Origin of the sequence: Saccharopolyspora sp. 6V, assembly GCF_020176785.1 — a bacterium.
GTDB classification, from domain to species: Bacteria; Actinomycetota; Actinomycetes; order Mycobacteriales; family Pseudonocardiaceae; genus Saccharopolyspora_C; species Saccharopolyspora_C gregorii.
This window is the reverse complement of record NZ_JAIUKB010000028.1, coordinates 39,079-59,292: the sequence shown is the minus strand read 5'-3', so window position 1 is coordinate 59,292 and position 20,214 is coordinate 39,079. Positions and strand designations below refer to the sequence as shown.

Here is a 20,214-nt window from a genome sequence, read left to right as displayed (position 1 = left end):
CGCCCCCGGGGGGGCCCCCCCCACCCCCCCCCCCCCCCCGCGCCCGCGGCGGGGGGGGGGGGGGGGGGGGGGGGGGGGCGGGCCGCCCCCCCCCCCCCCCCCCCCCCCCGCCGGGACCCCCCTGCGTGGACTCGCACGGGCGTCGTGTAATCTTCGAGTCACACCAAGGGCCTATAGCTCAGGCGGTTAGAGCGCTTCGCTGATAACGAAGAGGTCGAAGGTTCAAGTCCTTCTAGGCCCACCCTTCCTGTTCAAGGATGTTCTCCCGATTGCCCGCGGTTCCGCGGGTGCCCCGTTCTAGGAGGCGACCGGAAATGAAGAAGCTTCTCGCACTCGCCGTCGTTGCCGGTGCCGTTCTGTTCGTCGTCCGCCGCAACCGCGCCGCCAAGGCCGAGGCCGACCTCTGGCGCGAGGCCACCGCCGGCGAGGTGTGAGCCTCCGGCTCGCCGTCGGCCCCAGTGGTCGCGGGGCTCTGCGCTCGACCCTGATGTGGTCGCCTGAGTACGCTCGGAGCAGACGCAGAGATCCGGCGGCCCGGTGCTCCGGCACCAACGGGGACGTAGCTCAATTGGCAGAGCACCGCCTTTGCAAGGCGGGGGTTAGGGGTTCGATTCCCCTCGTCTCCACTCCGAGGAGTCTGGTCGACGCTAGCGTGTCGTCGCGGCTCCTTTTTGCTTGTACGGGGGTCGGGTCCCGTAGGCCCGCACAGTGCGGTGGTCGAGGTTCGTCGGTGTCTTTCGCTGGGGAGCGTTCTCGATCCGCGCACTGATCAACGGCTCGGTGCTCGAGTGAGCTCCCGCAACTTTCACCTCGTGAGACCAGGTCATGCACCTGGTCTTTTTTCATGATCCGGCTTGGGCACATCCGGGGCACGCACGGCCGCGGCCGTGCGTTACGAGGTGGAAGAGATGTCCCCGCCGGGCTGGCAGACCAACAGGATGGGGCTGTGCGCGGCAGCTGCGTCCGGGCACGTCCCCATCCTGTCGACCTCCACAACGGTCAAGAGCTGGTGTCAAGGGTACGAACTCGGCGGCGCGGTGACGCCAGATGCCGAACCCTTGACACCAGCTGGTCAGTCACTCTTGGTCAGCAGGACTTGATCCAAGAGCATTCCAAGCCCGAATCAGCGCCCGCGGCCGGAACGATCTTCTTGAGCACGGTGGTCGGGCGGCGCGATTGTTCGTCCGCGCCCGAGTGCTCGGCCAGCCGCACGGCGATCGCATCTTGGAGATCGTTCGGCGCAGCGTCCCGGTAGTCGTTGAAGATCACCGAGAACACCAGCGGACGCCCGTTCGCGGCGGTGACGTAGCCGGAGAGCGCGGTCGCACCGGTGAGTGAGCCGGTCTTCGCGTGCACGTTGCCCGCGGCCGCCGTGTCACCCATCCGGTTGCGCAGCGTGCCGCCGACCAACTTGTCCGCGTCTCCCGCCACTGGCAGCGCTGCGTGGAAATCCGCGAACCACGGGCGTTGCCGTGCGTTGTCCAGCAACAACGTCAACTGCTCCGGCGAGACTTCGTCCATCGGCGAGAGCCCGGAGCCGTCGACGAGGTGCAGTGCGGCCGGATCCAACCCGAGCCCGGCGAGCCGCTCGGTGATCACCTCGATTCCGGCGGGCCACGAGCCCTCGCCGCGAGCTTGCCTGCCCATCGCCTTCGTCAGCACCTCGGCGTGACCGTTGTTGCTCAGCTTCAGGAACGGGGTGAGCAGCTCGCGCAGCGGCATCGACTCGTGTTCGGCGAGTACGTCCGCGTCCGCCGGAACCACGCCGGAACCGGTTTCGGCGACCTCGACGCCGTGCGCGCGGAGTGCGCGGGCGAACACGTCCCCCGCGTAGGCGGTGGGGTCGGGGACGGTGGTGAGTTCCTCCACCGGCTCGGAGCCCGCAGGCAACGAGCCCGACACGATGACCCGGTCGCTGCCCTGCTCGCGAGTCACCTGCAAGGTCGAAGGCGAATCGGGCTGCCCGGTCGTGGCCTGCACGTCGAGCCGCACGGCGTCGGTCGCGGGCTCCGTTGCGACCTGAACCGGGGCGCCCACCGGCGTCGGGGACACGCGCAGCTGGACGGTGCCGGCGTCGAAATCCTCGTTCGGGGCGACCGTCAGCGCCGAGATCGGGGCCGCGTAGGGGTACGGCTCGTCGGCCGGGTCCCAGCCGGTGCCCAGCCGCACGTTGTCGAACCAAGTGTCATCGGTCAGCAACCGGCCCTGCACGGTCCGCACGCCGGACGCCGCGACCTGTTCGGCCAGCCGGTCGTAATCGGCGGGCCGCATCGTCGGATCACCAGTGCCGCGCAGGTACAGGTCACCGCGCAGCACCGATCCGTCTCGCGGCGCGGCGGCCTGCACCTGGGTGTTGAACCGGTAGTCCGGGCCCAGTTCCTCCAGGGCCGCCGCCGAGGTGAGCAGCTTCGCGTTCGAGGCAGGTGTCACCGGCGCCTCGGCCTGCTTGTCGTAGAGCACCTCATCGGTCTCCGGATCCCGCACCACCACTCCCGCATGGGCATCGGTCAGGCGTGGATCGGCCAGGATCTTGTCCAGATCACCCCGTAGCGCATCGGCTTCGGCCGAAGCCGATGCGATCGGTGCGGAAGCCACCGGCCCGACGACGAAGCCGAGCAGTAACAGAACTAGAACGGACACCCATCGACGCATCGCGCCTCCTTGCTCGTTGGGTTGGCGAGGTTGACGGCAGACGCCGGTCCGGACGGTGAGCAGGGTGCGCGGTTCTCGCGGGACTGCGTACCGGGTCCGGCCGGCGCGGGAGCTTGTGGTCGTAGCTTCATGTGGCGGTACCGGCCCGTCGTCCCGCAGCCACCGAGATGGTGCGGTCCGAGGCCCTGTTCGAGTTCGTCACCGGCTTTCGGCCAGTTCCACGAGCTCACGCGGGCTGGTGGTGTCATCCAGGCCGGAGATTCGGTAGTCGGTGCGCTGGGGCTCGCCGTGCGCCATGCGGACATCCCTCGCGGAGGCGGACCGCCGTCCTCATGGCGAGCCTTGTCGCGGTCGGCCGGGCCACGTGCGCAGGGCCCACCGCGAGTGCATCGCTGCGGTGGGATTTCCACGGGTCCCTCTCAAGCCAGTGCGCCTCGACGACAACGAACTGGCCGATATTCCGCCGACATCGACCAGACGGCGTTCGCCTCAGCTCTGCAAGTCGTACGTCGCCGATCATGGCATGGCGCTCCCCCCATATCTCAGCGAACACCACGACCAAAGGGAGAACTCGCATTAACGCCTCCGGCGTCACCGCACGATCAGGACAGCATGATCAATACCGAGCACAGCCCCCACTCGGAGGGAGGAATGAATCGGGTTCTGCCTGTGGGTCTCGACTTTCCCGAGCGTCGTTTTTCTGAAGGGGTGACTCCCCGCAGATCCGCAACGGGGCGAGGTCGTGTTTTCCTCGGCAGGCGCTGGTGTTGACCGAGCGGTTCGGTCCACAGGGCCAGGCAGTGGGTTTTCGGTGAGTGGAAGGGGCGGCGTTGTGGCGGGTGAGCCGGCGGGCACGATGCGTCGGCAGCAGGTGTGAGGTCGATTACCTGATCAACCGTCGAAGGGGGCCTGGCGTGGCTACCGGAACCGGCGCCGGACGTGTCGCTCACGCCGGGTGGGTGGTGCCGCTGTGCTGGAGCGCGGTGCTGCTCGACGGGTTCGACCTGGTGGTGCTGGGCAGCGTGCTGCCGGTGCTGCTCGACCAGGGGCAGTGGGGGCTCACCCCGGCGACGGCCTCGCTCGCGTCCACCGCCGGGCTGCTCGGGATGGCGATCGGGGCGCTGGGCTTCGGCACCGTCACCGACGTGATCGGCCGCCGCACCGCGCTGATGGTGTCCGTCGCCGGCTTCTCGCTGCTCACCGCGCTGTGCGCGGTGGCGCCCTCGTTGCTGGTGTTCGGGGTGCTGCGGTTCCTCGCCGGGCTCGGTCTCGGCGGCTGCGTGCCGACCGCGATCGCGCTGGTCACCGAGCACGCGCGGCCCGGCCGCAACGGTGCCGCCAGCACCACGATCATGACCGGGTACCACGTGGGCGCGATCCTCACCGCCGTGCTCGGCATCCTGGTGCTGCCCGCGCTGGGCTGGCGGTCGATGTTCCTGTTCGGCGCGGCGCCCGCGCTGGTGCTGGTCCCGCTGATGGTGCGGTACCTGCCCGAGTCGGAGTCGTTCCGGCGTTCGGCGACGGCGGGAGCCGGGGTGCGCGGTGGGCTGGACACCGTCGCCGGCTTGTTCCGCGGCGGGTTCGCGCGCAGCACGCTGGCGTTCTGGGCGGCCTCGTTCATGGGCCTGCTGCTGGTGTACGGCCTCAACACCTGGCTGCCGGAGATCATGCGGGTGGCCGGTTATCCGCTGGGGGCGGCGCTGGGACTGCTGCTCGCGCTGAACCTGGGCGCGGTGTTCGGGCTCGTCGTCGCCGGGTTCGTGGCGGACCGGGCCGGGATCAGGACGGTGACGATCGGCTGGTTCCTCGCGGCCGCGGTGTTCCTCGCCGCGCTCAGCATCCGGTTGCCGGAGGCCGGTGTGTACGCGGCGGTCTTCGTCGCGGGCAGCTTCGTGTTCAGCGCGCAGGTGCTGGTGTACGCGTTCATCGGCCGCGCCTACCCGGCGGAGACCAGGGCCACCGGGCTCGGCTGGTCCGCGGGTGTGGGACGCATCGGCGCGATCTGCGGGCCGCTGCTCGGTGGGGCGCTGCTCACCGCGGGCATCGCGTACCCGTGGGGCTTCTACGCGTACGCGGCCGTCGGGGTGCTGGGAGCGCTCGGCATCGCCCTGGTGCGGGCGCCGGGACGCGGGTGAGCGGTGGCGCCGCTCCCGCACGGCGCCACCGGTGCTGCTCAGCCCTGCTCAGCGGCCTTCTTGATGCCGTCCACGGTCTGGCGCAGCGCATCCTTCAGCTGCGCGGTGCGGGTCTCGACGAACTGGGCGCCGCCGTCCTCCTGCTGGGAGAGGAACTCCTGGATCGGCGCGGTCAGCGCCTGCATCACGTACCGCTGGGTGAGCCGGGAACCCGAGCCCTCCGGCTCGATCTCGAAGGACCACACGGAGTTGTCGGGCCGCTCCGAACCGGGCAGCACACCGAACGCGAAGCGGCGGTCTTGCTCGGCGACGAGCACCTCGCACTCGCTGGACCAGGTGCGTTCGCCGTTGCCGTTGTCCCCGCGGAACCGGGAGCCGACCTCACCGGGCGTGCCGGACAGCCATTCACCGCCGGTGCTCTCCGGGCTCCACTCGCCGTACCGGGTGATGTCGCTGATCAGCGGGTAGATCCGTTCCGGCGGTGCGGCGACGGAGGTCGAGTGCTGCAGGTCCAACCGGGGGGTGTCGTCATGAGTCACTAGATCGACAGTACCCCGTACGGGTGGTGCGTGGAGCCGTGAACGCGGCGGCGCCCCGGAGGGCACCGCCGCGTCGGCACGTGCTCAGCGGTCCGCGTCGGGACGCGCGTCGGGATTGCGGGAGAGCCCGTCCTCGTGGGTCGGGAAGTCCTCGGCCTCGGCGATCGGCAGCTCCTCCGGGCGGCGCGACAGCGCCACCACGGCCACCCCGCCCAGCGCGGCCAGCACCAGCAGCACCCACGGCCACTTGCGGCGCGACTTCGGTGCCGGGTCGATGCGGGCCGCAAGCTCCTTGCGCGCCTGGTCGGCGTTCTTCGCGAGCTCCTTGCGGGCTTGCTCGGCGTTCTTCGCCAGCCGTTTGCGCGACTTGGCGGTCTTCTTGTCCCAGTCCTTGCGGGTCTTCTCCCACTGCTTGCGGGCCTTGCGGCCGCGCTCGGCGAGGTCATCGCGGGAGAGCCCGGTGGCCTTCTGGGCGAGCAGCTCCGGCAGGTGCTCCGGGGCCAGGCCCCGCTCGGTCAGCTCCTGTTCCGCGCGGGCGATCGCCTGCTTGGTCGCCGTGCGACCGTACTTGCCCGCTCGGACGGCACCTTCGCGCGCGGTGCGCACCCCCGTGCCGACCGCCCTGCCCACGTTCTCACCAGTTCGGGCCATCGCCTCCACCTCGTCCATCGTGTGCCTCCTTGGCCGGCGTTCACCGGTCGTCCTGCCGTGCCGAACCGTATCCGGCACGCGACGATCACCACCAATACTGCACCCAGGCACGTGGTTCCCGCTTTCCGATGGCAGGATGGGTGCGTGGCTGAAGACAACGGATCGCTCGTCGGGAAGACCGTGACCGCGACCCTGCACACCTCGCAGGGCGACATCCGGATCAACCTCTTCCCGAACCAGGCGCCGAAAACGGTGGGCAACTTCGTGGGGCTCGCCGAAGGGACCAAGGAGTACACGAGCCCGAACGCCCGCGGTGAGCGTTCCGGCCCGTTCTACGACGGCGTGATCTTCCACCGGGTCATCGACGGCTTCATGATCCAGACCGGGGACCCGACCGGCACCGGCCGTGGCGGCCCCGGGTACGAGTTCGTCGACGAGTTCCACCCGGAGCTGCAGTTCGACAAGCCGTACGTGCTGGGCATGGCCAACCCGGGCCGGCCGAACATGAACGGTTCGCAGTTCTTCATCACGGTCGCGCGCACGCCGCACCTGAACTACAAGCACACCATCTTCGGCGAGGTCGCCGACCAGGAGTCCCGCGAGGTCGTGGACGCCATCGCGCACACCGCGACCGGCGCGCAGGACCGCCCGCTCACCGACATCGTCATCGAGAAGGTCTCCGTGGAGCTCGGCGAGTGACATGAGCGTTCCACCCGGTCAACCGGCCGGTCCGGAGGAAGCGGCGCCCCTGCCCGGGTGCGCCCGCCACCCGGACCGGCCGACCGGGCTGCGCTGCACGCGCTGCGAGCGCCCGGCCTGCCCGGACTGCCTCCGCGAGGCCTCCGTCGGCTACCACTGCGTGGACTGCCTGGCGCAGAGCTCCCGCGGCGGCCGGGAGGCCGTGACCGTCGCCGGGGCGCGGATCAACGCGAAGCCCGTCGTGGTGCCGGTGCTGATCGTGCTGAACGTGCTGGCGTTCGCCGCGATGGCGTTCCAGGCGGGCAGCATCCAGAACAACGCGGCCTCCGAGGTCTTCTACCAGTTCTCGCTGTGGCCGGTGGGCGTCGCGGGCGGGCAGTGGATCCGCCTGCTGAGCTCCGGTTTCCTGCACATCGGTCCGATCCACCTGCTGATGAACATGGTGGCGCTGTGGATCATCGGGCGGGACCTGGAGACGGTGCTGGGGCGGTTGCGCTTCACCGCCGTCTACTTCCTGTCGCTGCTCGGCGGCAGCGCGCTGGTGTTCCTGCTCGGCGCCGCGGACCAGCCGGTCGCCGGTGCGTCCGGTGCGGTCTACGGGCTGATGGGTGGGATCGCGATCGCGGCGCTGCGGCTGAAGGTGAGCCTGCGGCCGGTGCTCATCGTGATCGCCCTGAACATCGTGCTGAGCATCTCCATCCCGGGCATCTCGCTGCTCGGGCACCTCGGCGGGTTGGCGCTGGGCGCGGCCGCGACGGCGGCGCTGGTGTACGCGCCGCGGGAGCGCCGGGTGCCGGTGCAGGCCGCGGCGCTCGGCGGACTGCTGCTCCTGCTGGTCGTCGTGGTGGTGACGCGGGACCTGTCGATGGGCCCGATCCACTGCATCGCCGACCGCTGCTTCGGCGGCTGAACGTCAGCCGCGCAGCACGTCCAGGGCGTCGGCCACGTCCTGCGGGTCCTCGCCGAGGTCCAGCTTCCCGAGGACGACGAGCTCACCGGACTCGGTGTCCAGTTCCAGCGTCGACGTGCTCAGCCCGAAGCGCTGCCGTGACCGCACCTCGACCCGCACCTGCGCCCACGGGTGGTGCCGGGTCCCGGTGAAGCCGCGCAGCGCGATCCCGGACGGGTCGGCGCGCAACCGGGGGCGCAGCAGGCTGCCGCAGGCCGCGGCGACGGCCAGCACGACGACGAGCAGCCCGACGAACAACCGGTCGGACGGCGTCTCGGCGAGCCACCACCACACGGCGCTGCAGGCGGCCAGCGCCCAACCGCAGGTGACCAGGCCCAGGGGAGCGGACCACTCGCGCACGGTGTTCACATCCACCCCGCCAGTGTCCCGCACCTGGGCCGAACGGAGTTGTCCACAGGAGTTGTCCACACTGGGGATGAGTTACACGCGTGTGGTTCGGCGACTCGGCCGCACGTGCGCGTGAACCGCTCCGCCCCGGACGGGGGAGCGCGTCAGCGCCACCGCATGGTCATCAGCAGACCGACGATGATGAACGCGAACCCGACCGCGAAGTTCCACGGCCCCAGCTCGGTCATGAACGGGATCTGCTCGCCGGCCAGGTAGTTCACCACCAGCCAGAGCAGGCCGATCAGCATCACGCCGAGCATCACGACCACGTAGATCGGGTGCGACGGGCCGACCGACTTCGCCTTCACCGGCGTGCGGCGGTCCACCGGGGTGGCAGCGGAGTCCTTCTTGCGGACCTTTGACTTCGGCATGGTGTCCTCGCCAGGTGGTGCGGGCCGCAGCCCTGCTCGCGTTCGGTGAACGCGCCGGGACCGTCCGACGGCCGCCGCTCTACCGGTTCGCCGCGCCGGGACGGCCCGGGTCGACGTATCGGAGCGGGCCTGGCCACAACAGCGGAACCGATCACGACGCGTCTCGTTGTCCACTCACACGTTAACGTAATCGCGCGCCCGACCGAACACCCCTGCGCGGTGCGGGGCGGGTCGTGATGAGAGGGATACCGTTGGAATCGTCTGAGGTGGTGACCGCTCCGCCCCCGGATCGCCGAGGTGAGCGGCTGCGCGGCGGCATCCGCATCACCGGCGAGGTGTTGATCACCCTCGGTCTGGTGTTCCTGCTGTTCGTCTTCTACGCCGTGTACGTCACCGATTGGACCAGCGCCCGCAGGCAGGCGGAGGCGAGCGAGCGGCTGCGCGCCGAGTGGGAGCGCCCCGCGGCCTCCGCCGCGCCCGCCGCGGAGGGGGAGGGGTTCGCCGAGCTGCACATCCCGGCGCTCGGCCCCGACTTCCGCTACACCGTGCTGGAGGGCACCGACGCGACGACCCTCGCCGCGGGACCCGGCCACTACACCGGCACGGCGCTGCCTGGTGAGCAGGGCAACCTGGCCATCGCCGGGCACCGCATCGGCAAGGGCGCGCCGTTCGGCGACCTCGACCGGCTGGCCGCCTGCGACGCGATCGTCGTGGAGACCGCGACCGACTGGTACGTGTACCGGGTGCTGCCGATGCGCGACCAGGTCGCGGGGTGGGACCCGGCGGCCGACCCGCGCTGCGCGGGCGTCGCGCCGATCGGGGGGCCGTACCAGGGCCTGGTCGGGCAGGAGATCGTCCGCCCGGAGCAGGGCGAAGTGATCTACCCGGTGCCGTGGCGCCCGCGCGAGGAGCTCCCGCGCGAGCAGCAGACCCGGTTGATCACCCTCACCACCTGCCACCCGCGGTGGTCCGCGGCGCAGCGGCTGATCGTGCACGGCGTGCTGGTCAAGCAGTACCCGAAGGACCCGGTGCACCGGGACCTGCGCCCCGCGGAGCTCGAGGAGTCCTGATGTACCACTGGATCTGGCGGCACCTGCCGGGCCCGCTGCCGGTGAAGCTCGTCGAGGCGGTCGTGCTGGTGCTCGCGGTCGTGGCGTTGCTGCTGTTCGTGGTCTTCCCGTGGCTGGAGCCGCTGCTGCCGTTCAACGACGTCACCACCGTGTGATGCCTCGCCGGTAGGCTGGTGGGGTGCGCGTACTCGTCGTCGACAACTACGACAGCTTCGTCTACAACCTCGTGCAGTACCTCGCCCAGCTCGGCGCGGACTGCGCGGTGCGGCGCAACGACGCCGTGACCGACGAGGACGTGGCCTGGTCCGACGGCGTCCTGCTCAGCCCCGGGCCTGGCACGCCGGACCGGGCCGGCCGGTCGATGGAGCTCGTCCGGACCTGCGCCCGCGACCGGCGCCCGCTGTTCGGGGTGTGCCTCGGGCACCAGGCGATCGGCGCCACCTGGGGCGGTGTCGTGGAACGCGCGCCGGAGCTGCTGCACGGCAAGACCTCGCTGATCGAGCACTCCGGTGCGGGCGTGTTCGCCGGCCTGCCGCAGCCGTTCGTCGCGACCCGCTACCACTCGCTGATCGTGCGGGCGGTGAGCGTGCCGGACGACTTCGAGGTCACCGCGCGCACCGCCGACGGCATCGTGATGGGCATGCGGCACCGCGAGTTGCCCGTCGAAGGCGTGCAGTTCCACCCCGAGTCCGTGCTCACCGACGGCGGGCACCGGATGCTGGCGAACTGGATGACCGCCGCCGGGCACCCGCCGCAGGCGGAACTGGTGGACGAGCTGGAGCGCGGAATGCGCTCGCTCGCCGCCGCCGCGCAGCGTTCTTGATCGTTCGGAGTGCGCTGACCTGCGTGGACGACCGTTCCACGTGAAACCGCCCGGAACGTAGCGGTGCCCGGAGGCCGCGGCCCGCGCGAGCGCGCGAACCGTGCCTCCGGGCACCGGTGCCTCAGTCCCGAGGGCCCCTTCAACCGAATCCGGGGAAGAACCCGTCGGAGGTCGGCGGGTTGCTGGTGCTCGGGTTGGCGTCGTACTTGCCGATCTGCAAGGTCACCGTCTGGTTCTTGCCGATCTTCTGGCCGGAGCCGGGCGAGCTGCCGATGACCTGGTCGTCCTTGCTCAGGTCGTCGGTCTCGACCTCTTCCTCCTTGATGCTGCCGTTCCAGCCCATCGCCTTGAGGGCCTGCTCCGCCTCGTCCTTGGACTTGCCGGTCAGCGGCGGCATCGTGAGCTGGGCGCCGTTGGACACGACCAGCGTGATCTCGGAACCCTTCTTGACGCTGGTGCCCGGCGACGGGTTCTGGTCGATCACCGTGCCCGCGTCCTGGTCGGAGTCCCGCTCCTCGCGCTGGATCTTGAAGCCCGCCGGTTCCAGGGTGGCCTTCGCCTGCTCGTAGGAGAGCGTGCGCACGTCCGGGACCTGCGTCTTCGCGACCTCCTTGCCGACGGTCACGTTGATGGTGGTGCCGCGGGCGACGGAGCCGTCCTTGCTCTCCCAGTCGACGATCTTGCCGACCAGGTTGGAGTCCTCGACCTCGACCTCGTCGTCGTCCAGGCCCAGCACCAGGCCCTGGTCGCGCAGCAGCGTGGAGGCCTCGCTCTTCTCCTTGCCGTACAGGTCGGGGACGCTGACGATCGCGGGTCCGCCGCCCTCGCAGAGCTGGAGCCGCTGCTCCTTCTTCACCACCTGGGTGCCGGCCGCCGGGGTCACCTTGACCACGGTGCCGAGCTGCTCGGCGGTGGACTCGCACTTCTGCGGGCTGACGTCGAACAGCCAGTTGCCGGCGTTGAGCTGCGAGCGGGCCGCGCTCATCGTCATGCCTTCCAGCGGCGGGACGGCTTCCTTGCGCGGTTCGTCGGATTGCGCGAAGAACGTCGTCGCCAGCCACGCCACCAGGATGAACACGCCGACGCAGGCCAGCGTGACCAGTGCGATCAACCAGTTCCGGCGGCGCTTGCCGTCGTCGTAGTCGGCGGCGGCCACGGTCGCCGTGGAGCCGGTGTGGCGCTCCGCGGAGCGGTGCCTGCCGGGGCTGAACACCTCGGTCGCCGCGGGCGGCGCCATCATCGAGGTGCGGTCCTCCTCCGACATGATCATCGGAGCCTTGGGGCGCTGGCCGGACAGCACCCGCACCAGGTCGGCGCGCATCTCCGCGGCCGACTGGTACCGGTTCGCCGGGTTCTTGCTGAGCGCCTTGAGCACCACCGCGTCCAGCGAGGCGGGCACCGTCGGGTTCACGTCGGACGGCTTGCGCGGGTCCTCCCGCACGTGCTGGTAGGCGACCGCGACGGGGGAGTCACCGGTGAACGGCGGCTCCGAGGTCAGCAGCTCGAACAGCACGCAGCCCGCGGCGTACACGTCGGAGCGGGCGTCGACGGACTCGCCGCGCGCCTGCTCCGGCGACAGGTACTGGGCGGTCCCGATCACCGCGGCGGTCTGGGTGACCGCGGCCTGGCCGTCGGCCAGCGCCCGGGCGATGCCGAAGTCCATCACCTTCACCGCGCCGGAGCGGGTGATCATGATGTTGGCCGGCTTCACGTCGCGGTGCACGATCCCGTGCCGGTGGCTGAAGTCCAGCGCCGCCGACGCGTCCGCCATGACCTCCATCGCACGGCGCGGCGGCAGCGGACCCTCGGACTTGACGATGTCGCGCAGCGTCCGGCCGTCCACGTACTCCATGACGATGTACGGGAGCTGGTCCTCTTCGGTGTCCGTCTCACCGGTGTCGTAGACGGCGACGATCGCCGGGTGGTTCAACGCGGCGGCGTTCTGCGCCTCGCGGCGGAACCGGAGTTGGAACGTGGGGTCCCGGGCCAGGTCGGCACGCAGTACCTTGACCGCCACGTCCCGCCCCAGCCGGATGTCCCGGCCGCGGTGGACCTCCGACATACCGCCGTAACCGAGCGTGTCCCCGATTTCGTAGCGGTTGTTGAGAAGTCGCGGTGAGCTCATCGATGCGTCGTCCCGATCTTTGTCAATGATCGTCCCATCATGCCGACCCGCTGCGCACTGCAGATCGCCGCCGTCCGGTGGCGATGAACCGCGCGGTGTGTACCCGACTTCGGTGTGCCGGAACCGTCGAATGCGAACCCGACCGCTGCGGCACGCGTCTCGGCACCGATCCAGCCGTTGCCGAGACCGACCCGGCAGCGGTGGGACCGACGCCGTTCCGGCCGCCGGAGCGCGGCGCCGTGGTGGCGCGCGCGTTCCGGACCGGTTTTCCGTAGCGCAGTCTGTCGGATCTGGTCCGAAGAATCTAGAAGCGTCCGCTTCCCGGCCCACCGCTGCGGGTCCACGCGAGTGACCCCCATGGTCGCAGAGCCGCCCGCGGCGGATTCCGGTACTCCCATCGGACGACCCGGGCGTCGCCGGTCGTCCCGCGCGCGCAGCCGCGGCGCACCGGCGACCAGCAGCGCCGCCGGACCACCGGACGCGGGCAGCAGGTACCAGAGGCCGAATCCGAGCAGCACCAGCAGCACCAGGCCGGCGAGCGCCAGCACGATCCACAACCCGGCGCGGGCCTGCTTCGGCTGCGACTGCGCCTGCGGGTACGGCGCGGCCACCGGGATCCCGGAGGTCGGCGGCCCGGACTGGTGCGGCAGCTGCGGCGCCGCGGGCATCCGGCCCTGCGGCGGGATGATGCCGGGCGGGTAGGTGCCGCCCATCGGTGGCTGCTGCGGCGACGGCTGCCCGACATGCAGCGGGGGCACGCCGCCCGCGGGTGCCCCCACATTCCTCGGTGCCTGCTGATGGACGACCATCGCGGCAGGTGTCGGCAGCGGTAATCCGGCGCGGACCGCGGCGACCGCCTTCGCGAACTCACCGCCTGCGCCGTAGCGCCTGCGCGGATCCTTCACCAGCGTCGCCTCGATCAACGCGCGAGCGCCCGGCGGCACGTCCGGCGGAAGCGGCGGGGCCACTTCACGGATGTGCATCATCGCGACGGTAACCGCGTTGTCGGACAGGAACGGCCGGTGCCCCTTGAGACATTCGTAACCCACCACGGCCAGCGAATACACGTCGCTGGACGGGCTCGCCTCGCTGCCCAGCGCCTGCTCGGGCGCGATGTAGTGCGCGGTGCCCATCACCATCCCGGAACGGGTCACCGGCGCCGCGTCGGCGGCCTTGGCGATGCCGAAGTCGGTGAGCTTCACCGTGCCGGTCGGGGTGATCAGGATGTTGCCGGGCTTGACGTCGCGGTGCACCAGGCCGCGTTCGTGCGCGGCCTGCAGCGCGTTGCCCGCCTGCTCCAGCATGTCCAGGGTGTGCTCGACGGCGATCCGGCCCTCGCGGGCCAGCACGGCCGCCAGCGGTTCCCCTTCGACGAGTTCCATCACCAGGTAGGCGGTGTCCTCCGGCCCGTCCGGGATGGCGGCGGTCTCGCCGTAGTCGTGCACGGCGGCGATGCCGGGGTGGTTCAGCGAGGCGGTGGTGCGGGCTTCGGTGCGGAAGCGGTGCAGGAACTCGGCGTCTCCGCACAGCTCCGGTTTGAGCACCTTCACCGCGACGGTCCGGTCCAACCGGACGTCGACGGCCTCCCACACCTCGCCCATTCCGCCCACGGCGATGCGCCGACCCAGCCGGTACCGGTCGGCGAGCAACTGGCCGGAGGTCAGCACGGGATCAGCCACCTCCCTGGAGGCCCGCCCGGATCACCTCGCGGCCGATGGGGGCCGCGAGCGAGCCACCGGTGGCCTCCGCGCCCTCGTCGCCGCCGTTCTCGACGATCACCGCCACCGCGATCTTCGGGTCCTCGGCCGGGGCGAACGCCACGTACCACCCGTGCGGCTTGTCGGCGGCGTCGCCGTGCTGGGCCGTACCGGTCTTGGAGGCGATGTCGATCCCGGAGATCTTGCCGGAGCCCTTGGTGTACTGCTCCGACTTGAGCATCATCGCGCGGATCTGGTCGGCCACGGTGGAGCTGACGGCCTGGCTCATCTGCTCCGGCTTGAGCTCGTCGATGACCTCCATGTCGGGGGCCCGCGTGCTCTTGACCAGCTGCGGCTTCATCAGCTTGCCGCCGTTGGCGATGGCCGCGGCCATCATCGCGTTCTGCATCGGGGTGACGCGGACGTCGCGCTGGCCGATGCCGCTCTGGTACAGCGAGGCGTCGTCGGACATCGGCCCGAGGTCGGACTTGGCGACCGTCATCGGGATCTGCAGGTCGTTGCTGAAGCCGAACTTGGCCGCGGTCTCGCGCAGCTTGTCGGCGCCGACCTTGCCCGCGATCTCGGCGAACGCGGTGTTGCAGGAGTGCGCCAGCGCCTCGGTCAGCGTGTTGCCCTTGCAGGTGTTGCCGCCGTAGTTCGGCAGCTTGGTGCTGGTGCCCGGCAGCGTGATCGAAGCCGCGTCGGTGACCGTCGAGTTCGGCTGGTAGCCGTCGTCCAGCGCGGCCGCCGTGGTGATCAGCTTGAACGTCGAACCGGGCGGGTAGATCTCGGAGACGGAGCGGTTGCTCATCGGCGAACCGTCCGCGTTCTCCATCGCCTGCCAGTGCTCGGCGGCGACGTTGTTGTCGTGCGAGGCCAGCGGGCTCGGGTCGTACGACGGGGAGTTGACCATGCTGAGGATCTCGCCGGTCTTCGGGTTCAGCGCGACCACCGAACCCTGGAAGCCCTTGCTGGTCAGCTCGTCGTAGGCGACCTTCTGCATCGCCGGGTTGATGGTCAGCTCCACGTCACCGCCGGCGGGCGCCCGACCGGTGATCATGTCGGAGAGCCGGTTGAACGCGAGGCTGTCGTCGGACCCGTTGAGGATGGAGTCCATCGCCCGCTCGATCCCGTTGGAACCGTAGGTCGGCGAGTCGAACCCGGTGACGGGCGCGTACAGCGGCCCGTTCGGGTACGTGCGCTGGAACTTCAGCTCGTCGCCGCTCTCCACCGAGTTCGCCAGCGACTGGCCGCCCGCGATGATCTGACCGCGCTGCTTGGCGTACTCGGCCCGCTGGGTGCGGCTGTTGCCCGGCCCGTGACGCAGGTCGTCGGCCTGGATGACCTGCACGTAGGTCACGTTGGCCATCAGCAGCAGCACCATGGCCATCATGGCCAGGGCGACTCGTCGGAGCGGCTTGTTCATCGGGGACGTTCCACCAATTCGGTGTGTGCTTCGGCGATCGGGGCCTGCTGCGGCTTCGGCTTCGCCGGGGTCTGCGGCCTGCGGGCCGCGTCCGAGATGCGCAGCAGCATGGCGATCAGGATGTAGTTCGCCAGCAGCGACGAGCCGCCGTAGGCGAGGAACGGCGCGGTCAGACCCGTCAGCGGGATCAGCCCGGTCACACCGCCCGCCACCACGAACAGCTGCAGCGCGACGGTGAACGAGAGGCCCCCGCCGAACAGCTTGCCGAACGAGTCCCGCACCGCGAGCGCGCTCCGCAAGCCGCGCATCATCAGCAGCAGGTACATCAGGAAGATCGCGATCAGGCCTACCAACCCGAGCTCTTCACCCATCGACGTGATGATGAAGTCGCTGTTGGAGAACGGCACGATCTCCGGGTTGCCGTTGCCCAGGCCGGTTCCACCGATACCACCGCTGCCCAGGCCGTACAGCGCCTGCTTGAGCTGGTAGCCGTCGTCGTGGTAAAGCGGGTCCAGCCACACGTTCACCCGGGACTGCACGCGGGTCACGGTCTGCCAGGCGAGGACCGCGCCGAGGGCGAACAGCGAGAGCCCCAGCACGACCCAGATGGCGCGCTCGGTGGCGATGTAGAGCATCACCAGCACGATGCCGAAGAACAGCAGCGACGTGCCCAGGTCCTTCTCCAGCACGCCGATGCCGATCGCGGCGACCCAGGCCACCAGCATCGGCATCAGGTCCCGCGGCCGCGGCAGCTCCACGTTGAGGAACTTGCGGCCGGCGGTGGTGAACAGCTCGCGCTTGGACACCAGGAAGGACGCGAAGAAGATCATCAGGAGGATCTTGGCGAACTCGCTCGGCTGAACCTGCCCGAGCGGCCCGAACTTGATCCACAGCTTGGCGCCGTTCACCTCGGAGATGGCGCTCGGCAGCAGGCCGGGCAGCGCGAGCAGCACGAGCCCGACGAAACCGCAGGTGAAGCTGTACTTCGCCAGTACGCGGTGGTCCTTGATGAAGGCCAGCACCAGCGCGAACAGGACGAGGCTCAGCGTCAGCCACGCGATCTGCCGCACCGCGTACTCGGTCTCCTTGGCGATGTCGATCCGGTGGATCATCACCAGCCCGAGGCCGTTGAGCAGCGCGACCAGCGGCAGCATTAGCGGGTCCGCGTACGGAGCCCACTTGCGCACCGCGACGTGCGCGCCACCGAACAGCGCGAGGTACGCGGCGCCGTAGATGAACAGCTGGCGCGTGATCGTGTTCTCCTGGCTGATCTCGACCAGCATCAGCGCGAAGGTGACGATCACCGCGCTGCACACCAGCAGGAACAGCTCGGTGCCCCGCCGGGTGTCGCCCGACGAGGCCGTGTTCGAGCCGGAGGTGCTTTCGGCGGACGTGCCCGGCTGGGACATCAGCTCACCGTCCGACAGGTGACCCCGGGAGTCTGCTCAGCCGACGCCAGCGGTGTGTCGGTCGGCGACGAGGGAGCACCCGGTGCGGACGGTTCGCCCGGCTCCGTGGTCTGCCCCGGGGGCGCGGGTGGTTCCGGCGGCGTCGAGGGCGAGTTCACCGGGGGAGCCGGGTCGGGTTCCTCGCACTGCGGCAGCAGCGCGGTCATCCGCAGCCGCCGCATCGCGTCGCGCGCGGAGTCGAGCCCGTCCACGTCGGTGATGCCGCTGCGCACGTCGGTGCGCCGGGCTTCCTGCAGATCGTTGATGCCGATCGGCTGGCAGTCCGGTGCGGAGCCCTCCGGGCAGGAGTCCTCGACCTGCCAGCGCAGCGACACGCCGAGGACGCTGCCCTGGAGGCCCTGGAAGATCACCACGTCGTCGGCCTCGTTGACGCCGATGTAGTACTGCTGGAGCAGCCACCATCGCCCGACCAGGCCCGCTCCCACGAGCACGACGATCGCGGCGGCTACGACGAAGAGTGCACGCAGCCAGCCTCGCCGGTGCGTGCCCTGGTCAGGAGGGGGGGCTGTTTCGTACCGCTGCGGTTGTGGCTTCGGCATGGTGGCCGCGCTCGCGCGGGCCGCCGAAGAGTCCGGCTGCGGATCCTCCTCTCCGTTTCCCGCGGCGCCGCCGACGATCGGGGCGTCCTCGCCGAATTCGACGTCCACGACGTCCGCGATGATCACGGTGACGTTGTCGGGGCCACCGCCGCGCAACGCCATCTCGATCATGCGGTCGGCGCAGGCCTGCGGATCGGGGATCCGCAGGGCGTCGGCCATCGTCTCCTCGCTGACCGGACCGGTGAGGCCGTCGGAGCAGAGCAGGTAGCGGTCGCCCGCCCGGGCCTCGCGCACGGCGAGGCTGGGCTCGACCTCGTGGCCGGTCAACGCCTTCAGCAGCAACGAGCGCTGCGGATGGTTGGCGGCCTCCTCCTCGGTGATCCGGCCCTCGTCGATCAGCGACTGGACGAAGGTGTCGTCGTGGGTTATCTGGGATAGCTCGCCGTCGCGCACCATGTAGGCGCGGGAGTCGCCGATGTGCACCAGCCCCAGCTTGCTTCCCGCGAACAGCACCGCGGTCAGCGTGGTCCCCATGCCGTCGAGGTCGGGGTCCTGGGAGACGAGCTCGGAGATCGCACCGTTGCCGGACAGCACCGCTTGGCGGAGGTGTCCGAGCAGGTCGTCACCGGGTTCGTCGTCGTCGAGCGGCGCTAGGGCCGCGATGACGACCTTGCTGGCGACCTCACCGGCGGCATGGCCTCCCATGCCGTCCGCGAGGGCGAGAAGTCGTGGGCCGGCGTAGACCGAGTCCTGGTTGTTCGAGCGCACCAGGCCGCGGTCGCTGCGGGCAGCGTAGTGAAGGACGAGGGTCATGAGCGCAGCTCGATCACCGTCTTGCCGATTTTGATCGGAACGCCGAGCGGGACCTTCGTGGCTCCCGTGACCTTCGCCCGATCGAGGTATGTGCCGTTAGTGGAGCCTAGATCCTCCACGTACCAGTCGGTGCCGCGGAGCGACAACCGAGCATGCCGGGTCGACGCGAAGTCGTCGTCCAGCACCAACGTGGAGTCGTCGGCCCGGCCGATCATGATCGGCCGACCTTCGAGCGAGATGCGGGTGCCCGCGAGGGGACCGTGCGTCACGACCATCTGCCGTGGCGCCTTGCTCTTGCCGCGGGCCTGCTTGCTCGACGTCTTGCCCGCCCCCGGCATCGACACCCGCATGCCGGAGGCGGAATACAGATCGGAGCGAACCACGCGAAGCGCGGCCAGCACGAACAACCAGAGCAGGGCTAGGAACCCTGCTCTGGTCAGCTGAATCACCAGCTCTGGCACTTGTTGTGAACGCTCCTACTCCGTCTTGTGAGCCGGGACCGACGGGTCAGCCCTGGCTGCGGAACACCAACGAGGAGTGGCCGACGCGGATCACGTCCCCGTCCGCCAGCTGCCAAGTCTGCACCGGGGTGCCGTTGACCGTGGTGCCGTTGGTCGAACCGAGATCCGCCAGCATCGCGGACATGCCGTCCCAGGTGATCTCGATGTGCTTGCGGGACACACCGGTGTCAGGGAGCCGGAACTGGCCTTCCTGACCGCGACCGATCACGTTCGAGCCGTGCTGCAGCGTGTACGAGCGGTTGGAACCGTCGTCGAGCTGCAGCATCGCCGTCTGCTGGCGCGCCTCCGGGTAGCCACCCGGAGCGCTCGGCGGGTAGGCCCCACCGGGCTGTCCGTAGCCCTGGTCGAAACCCGGCTGCGGCGGCTGAGCATAGCCCTGGTCGAAACCGGGCTGCTGCTGGCCGTAACCCTGGCCCTGGTCGTAACCGGGCTGCTGCCCGTAACCGGGGTCGTAGCCCTGCGGCTGGCCGTAGCCCTGGTCGTAGCCGGGCTGCTGCGGGAAACCGCCCGGGGTGCTCGGCGGGTAACCGCCACCCGGCTGCGGGGGCTGGCCGTACCCCGGCTGGGGCTGGCCGTAGCCCTGGTCGTAACCGGGCTGCTGCCCGTAGCCCTGGTCGTAGCCGGGCTGCTGCCCGTAACCCGGCTGCTGTCCGTAGCCCTGGTCGTAACCCGGCTGCGGCGGCTGCTGGCCGTAGCCAGGCTGCTGCTGCTGGCCGTAGCCCTGGTCGTAACCGGGCTGCTGGCCGTAGCCGTAGTTGGGGTCCTGCCCGTATTGACCTTGGCCGTAGCCCTGGTCGTAGCCGTACTGCCCCTGCTGCTGGCCGTACGGATCTCCCTGGGGGTAGTGGCCGGGTGGCTGGCTCATGGGTCGGTCTCCTGCGGTACGAGGGTTTGCCGTCCGCCGATTGATGTCGGGGTCGACTGACGACTTGATACGAAACTGTCCCGTGTGCAGCGTCTCAGAGCGCTCCAGGGAGACTACGACGTCACCATATGTGTCCCACCCCTGCTCGGTGAGGTGCTCCTGAACGCAGTCGGTGAGGAGGTCGGTCACCCGGGCCTCATCACCGGTGAGCCGTTCGTGGTCGGACGGGCTGAGGAGCACCACGTAGTGGTTGCACGCCAGCAGGCGGCCCCCCGCGAGCTCCCGCAGCTGGACCTCAGCCTCACGCTGCAGGTCCTGCGCGACCTCTTGCGGGACCACCTTCCCGCCGAACACGCGCGCGAAGCCATTGCCGACCATGCCTTCGAGCTTGCGCTCGAAGCGCTGCACGAGGCCCACGACAATCCCCTCCACGCGTACGACTCCGGCACCCATCGTATCTGG

General features: G+C 70.1%; 17 protein-coding genes, 2 tRNA genes and 2 pseudogenes. 9 read left to right on the top strand and 12 right to left on the bottom strand.

What is annotated here, in order from left to right:
* Positions 1 to 167: 167 nt before the first annotated feature.
* The 3 genes and pseudogenes from LCD35_RS06450 (at position 168) to LCD35_RS06440 (ending at position 626) form a co-directional block, all read left to right on the top strand.
* A tRNA-Ile gene (locus tag LCD35_RS06450) sits at positions 168 to 241 on the top strand.
* A gap of 73 nt (positions 242 to 314) precedes the next feature.
* A pseudogene (locus LCD35_RS06445) lies at positions 315 to 422 on the top strand (DLW-39 family protein); the annotation flags it as partial.
* A 131-nt stretch (positions 423 to 553) separates the two neighbouring features.
* A tRNA-Ala gene (locus LCD35_RS06440) sits at positions 554 to 626 on the top strand.
* A gap of 460 nt (positions 627 to 1,086) precedes the next feature.
* Here the strand turns inward: LCD35_RS06440 and dacB are convergent.
* Positions 1,087 to 2,652 (bottom strand): D-alanyl-D-alanine carboxypeptidase/D-alanyl-D-alanine-endopeptidase, encoded by a 1,566-nt coding sequence (gene dacB, locus LCD35_RS06435; RefSeq protein WP_225043900.1) that lies wholly within the window; start codon positions 2,650 to 2,652, stop codon positions 1,087 to 1,089.
* Positions 2,653 to 3,566: 914 nt separating this feature from the next.
* Between dacB and LCD35_RS06430 the strand changes: the two genes are divergently transcribed.
* Entirely contained in the window at positions 3,567 to 4,787 is a 1,221-nt protein-coding gene (locus LCD35_RS06430; RefSeq protein ID WP_224958839.1) for an aromatic acid/H+ symport family MFS transporter, read from the top strand.
* A 38-nt stretch (positions 4,788 to 4,825) separates the two neighbouring features.
* On the opposite strand, the gene LCD35_RS06425 is transcribed toward LCD35_RS06430, so the two are convergent.
* Positions 4,826 to 5,326, bottom strand: a complete 501-nt coding sequence (locus LCD35_RS06425; protein ID WP_224958838.1) for an SRPBCC family protein — start codon at positions 5,324 to 5,326, stop codon at positions 4,826 to 4,828.
* A gap of 84 nt (positions 5,327 to 5,410) precedes the next feature.
* Positions 5,411 to 5,995: a hypothetical protein gene (locus tag LCD35_RS06420; protein WP_224958836.1), complete on the bottom strand. Its 585-nt coding sequence runs from the start codon at positions 5,993 to 5,995 to the stop codon at positions 5,411 to 5,413.
* A 126-nt stretch (positions 5,996 to 6,121) separates the two neighbouring features.
* Between LCD35_RS06420 and LCD35_RS06415 the strand changes: the two genes are divergently transcribed.
* Complete coding sequence (locus tag LCD35_RS06415; protein WP_224958834.1) at positions 6,122 to 6,676, top strand: peptidylprolyl isomerase; 555 nt, start codon at positions 6,122 to 6,124, stop codon at positions 6,674 to 6,676.
* A gap of 1 nt (position 6,677) precedes the next feature.
* Positions 6,678 to 7,586, top strand: a complete 909-nt coding sequence (locus LCD35_RS06410) for a rhomboid family intramembrane serine protease (protein WP_224958833.1) — start codon at positions 6,678 to 6,680, stop codon at positions 7,584 to 7,586.
* A gap of 3 nt (positions 7,587 to 7,589) precedes the next feature.
* Here the strand turns inward: LCD35_RS06410 and LCD35_RS06405 are convergent, their stop codons facing one another.
* Positions 7,590 to 8,000 (bottom strand): PH domain-containing protein, encoded by a 411-nt coding sequence (locus LCD35_RS06405; protein WP_224966675.1) that lies wholly within the window; start codon positions 7,998 to 8,000, stop codon positions 7,590 to 7,592.
* Between the two features lie 137 nt (positions 8,001 to 8,137).
* Complete coding sequence (gene crgA, locus LCD35_RS06400) at positions 8,138 to 8,404, bottom strand: cell division protein CrgA (RefSeq protein ID WP_224958829.1); 267 nt, start codon at positions 8,402 to 8,404, stop codon at positions 8,138 to 8,140.
* Between the two features lie 269 nt (positions 8,405 to 8,673).
* On the opposite strand from crgA, the gene LCD35_RS06395 reads away from it, so the two are divergent.
* Genes LCD35_RS06395 through LCD35_RS06385 form a run of 3 tightly spaced genes read left to right on the top strand, consistent with a single transcriptional unit; the run spans position 8,674 to position 10,297 of the window.
* Entirely contained in the window at positions 8,674 to 9,474 is an 801-nt protein-coding gene (locus LCD35_RS06395) for a class E sortase (protein ID WP_225043899.1), read from the top strand.
* Complete coding sequence (locus LCD35_RS06390; protein WP_224958827.1) at positions 9,474 to 9,629, top strand: hypothetical protein; 156 nt, start codon at positions 9,474 to 9,476, stop codon at positions 9,627 to 9,629. The genes LCD35_RS06395 and LCD35_RS06390 overlap by 1 nt, the downstream gene beginning before the upstream one ends.
* 23 nt (positions 9,630 to 9,652) lie before the next feature.
* Positions 9,653 to 10,297 (top strand): aminodeoxychorismate/anthranilate synthase component II, encoded by a 645-nt coding sequence (locus LCD35_RS06385; RefSeq protein WP_224966677.1) that lies wholly within the window; start codon positions 9,653 to 9,655, stop codon positions 10,295 to 10,297.
* Between the two features lie 139 nt (positions 10,298 to 10,436).
* On the opposite strand, the gene pknB is transcribed toward LCD35_RS06385, so the two are convergent.
* From pknB to LCD35_RS06350, 7 genes and pseudogenes are all read right to left on the bottom strand, one after another.
* A complete protein-coding gene (gene pknB / locus LCD35_RS06380; RefSeq protein ID WP_224958825.1) occupies positions 10,437 to 12,422 on the bottom strand; it encodes a Stk1 family PASTA domain-containing Ser/Thr kinase in 1,986 nt (661 codons plus the stop codon).
* Positions 12,423 to 12,892: 470 nt separating this feature from the next.
* A pseudogene (locus tag LCD35_RS06375) lies at positions 12,893 to 14,089 on the bottom strand (protein kinase); the annotation flags it as partial.
* A 4-nt stretch (positions 14,090 to 14,093) separates the two neighbouring features.
* On the bottom strand, positions 14,094 to 15,545 hold the full coding sequence (locus tag LCD35_RS06370) for a penicillin-binding protein 2 (RefSeq protein ID WP_224958824.1): 1,452 nt from the start codon (positions 15,543 to 15,545) through the stop codon (positions 14,094 to 14,096).
* Positions 15,542 to 16,954, bottom strand: a complete 1,413-nt coding sequence (locus tag LCD35_RS06365) for an FtsW/RodA/SpoVE family cell cycle protein (RefSeq protein WP_224966678.1) — start codon at positions 16,952 to 16,954, stop codon at positions 15,542 to 15,544. The genes LCD35_RS06370 and LCD35_RS06365 overlap by 4 nt, the downstream gene beginning before the upstream one ends.
* On the bottom strand, positions 16,954 to 18,366 hold the full coding sequence (locus tag LCD35_RS06360) for a PP2C family serine/threonine-protein phosphatase (protein WP_225043898.1): 1,413 nt from the start codon (positions 18,364 to 18,366) through the stop codon (positions 16,954 to 16,956). The genes LCD35_RS06365 and LCD35_RS06360 overlap by 1 nt, the downstream gene beginning before the upstream one ends.
* Positions 18,363 to 18,827 carry an FHA domain-containing protein gene (locus LCD35_RS06355; RefSeq protein ID WP_184483956.1) on the bottom strand — a complete coding sequence of 155 codons (465 nt, stop codon included), beginning with the start codon at positions 18,825 to 18,827 and terminating at the stop codon, positions 18,363 to 18,365. Before LCD35_RS06355 ends, LCD35_RS06360 begins: the two co-directional genes overlap by 4 nt.
* Before the next feature lie 46 nt (positions 18,828 to 18,873).
* On the bottom strand, positions 18,874 to 20,169 hold the full coding sequence (locus tag LCD35_RS06350) for a DUF3662 and FHA domain-containing protein (protein ID WP_308011283.1): 1,296 nt from the start codon (positions 20,167 to 20,169) through the stop codon (positions 18,874 to 18,876).
* Positions 20,170 to 20,214: the final 45 nt, after the last annotated feature.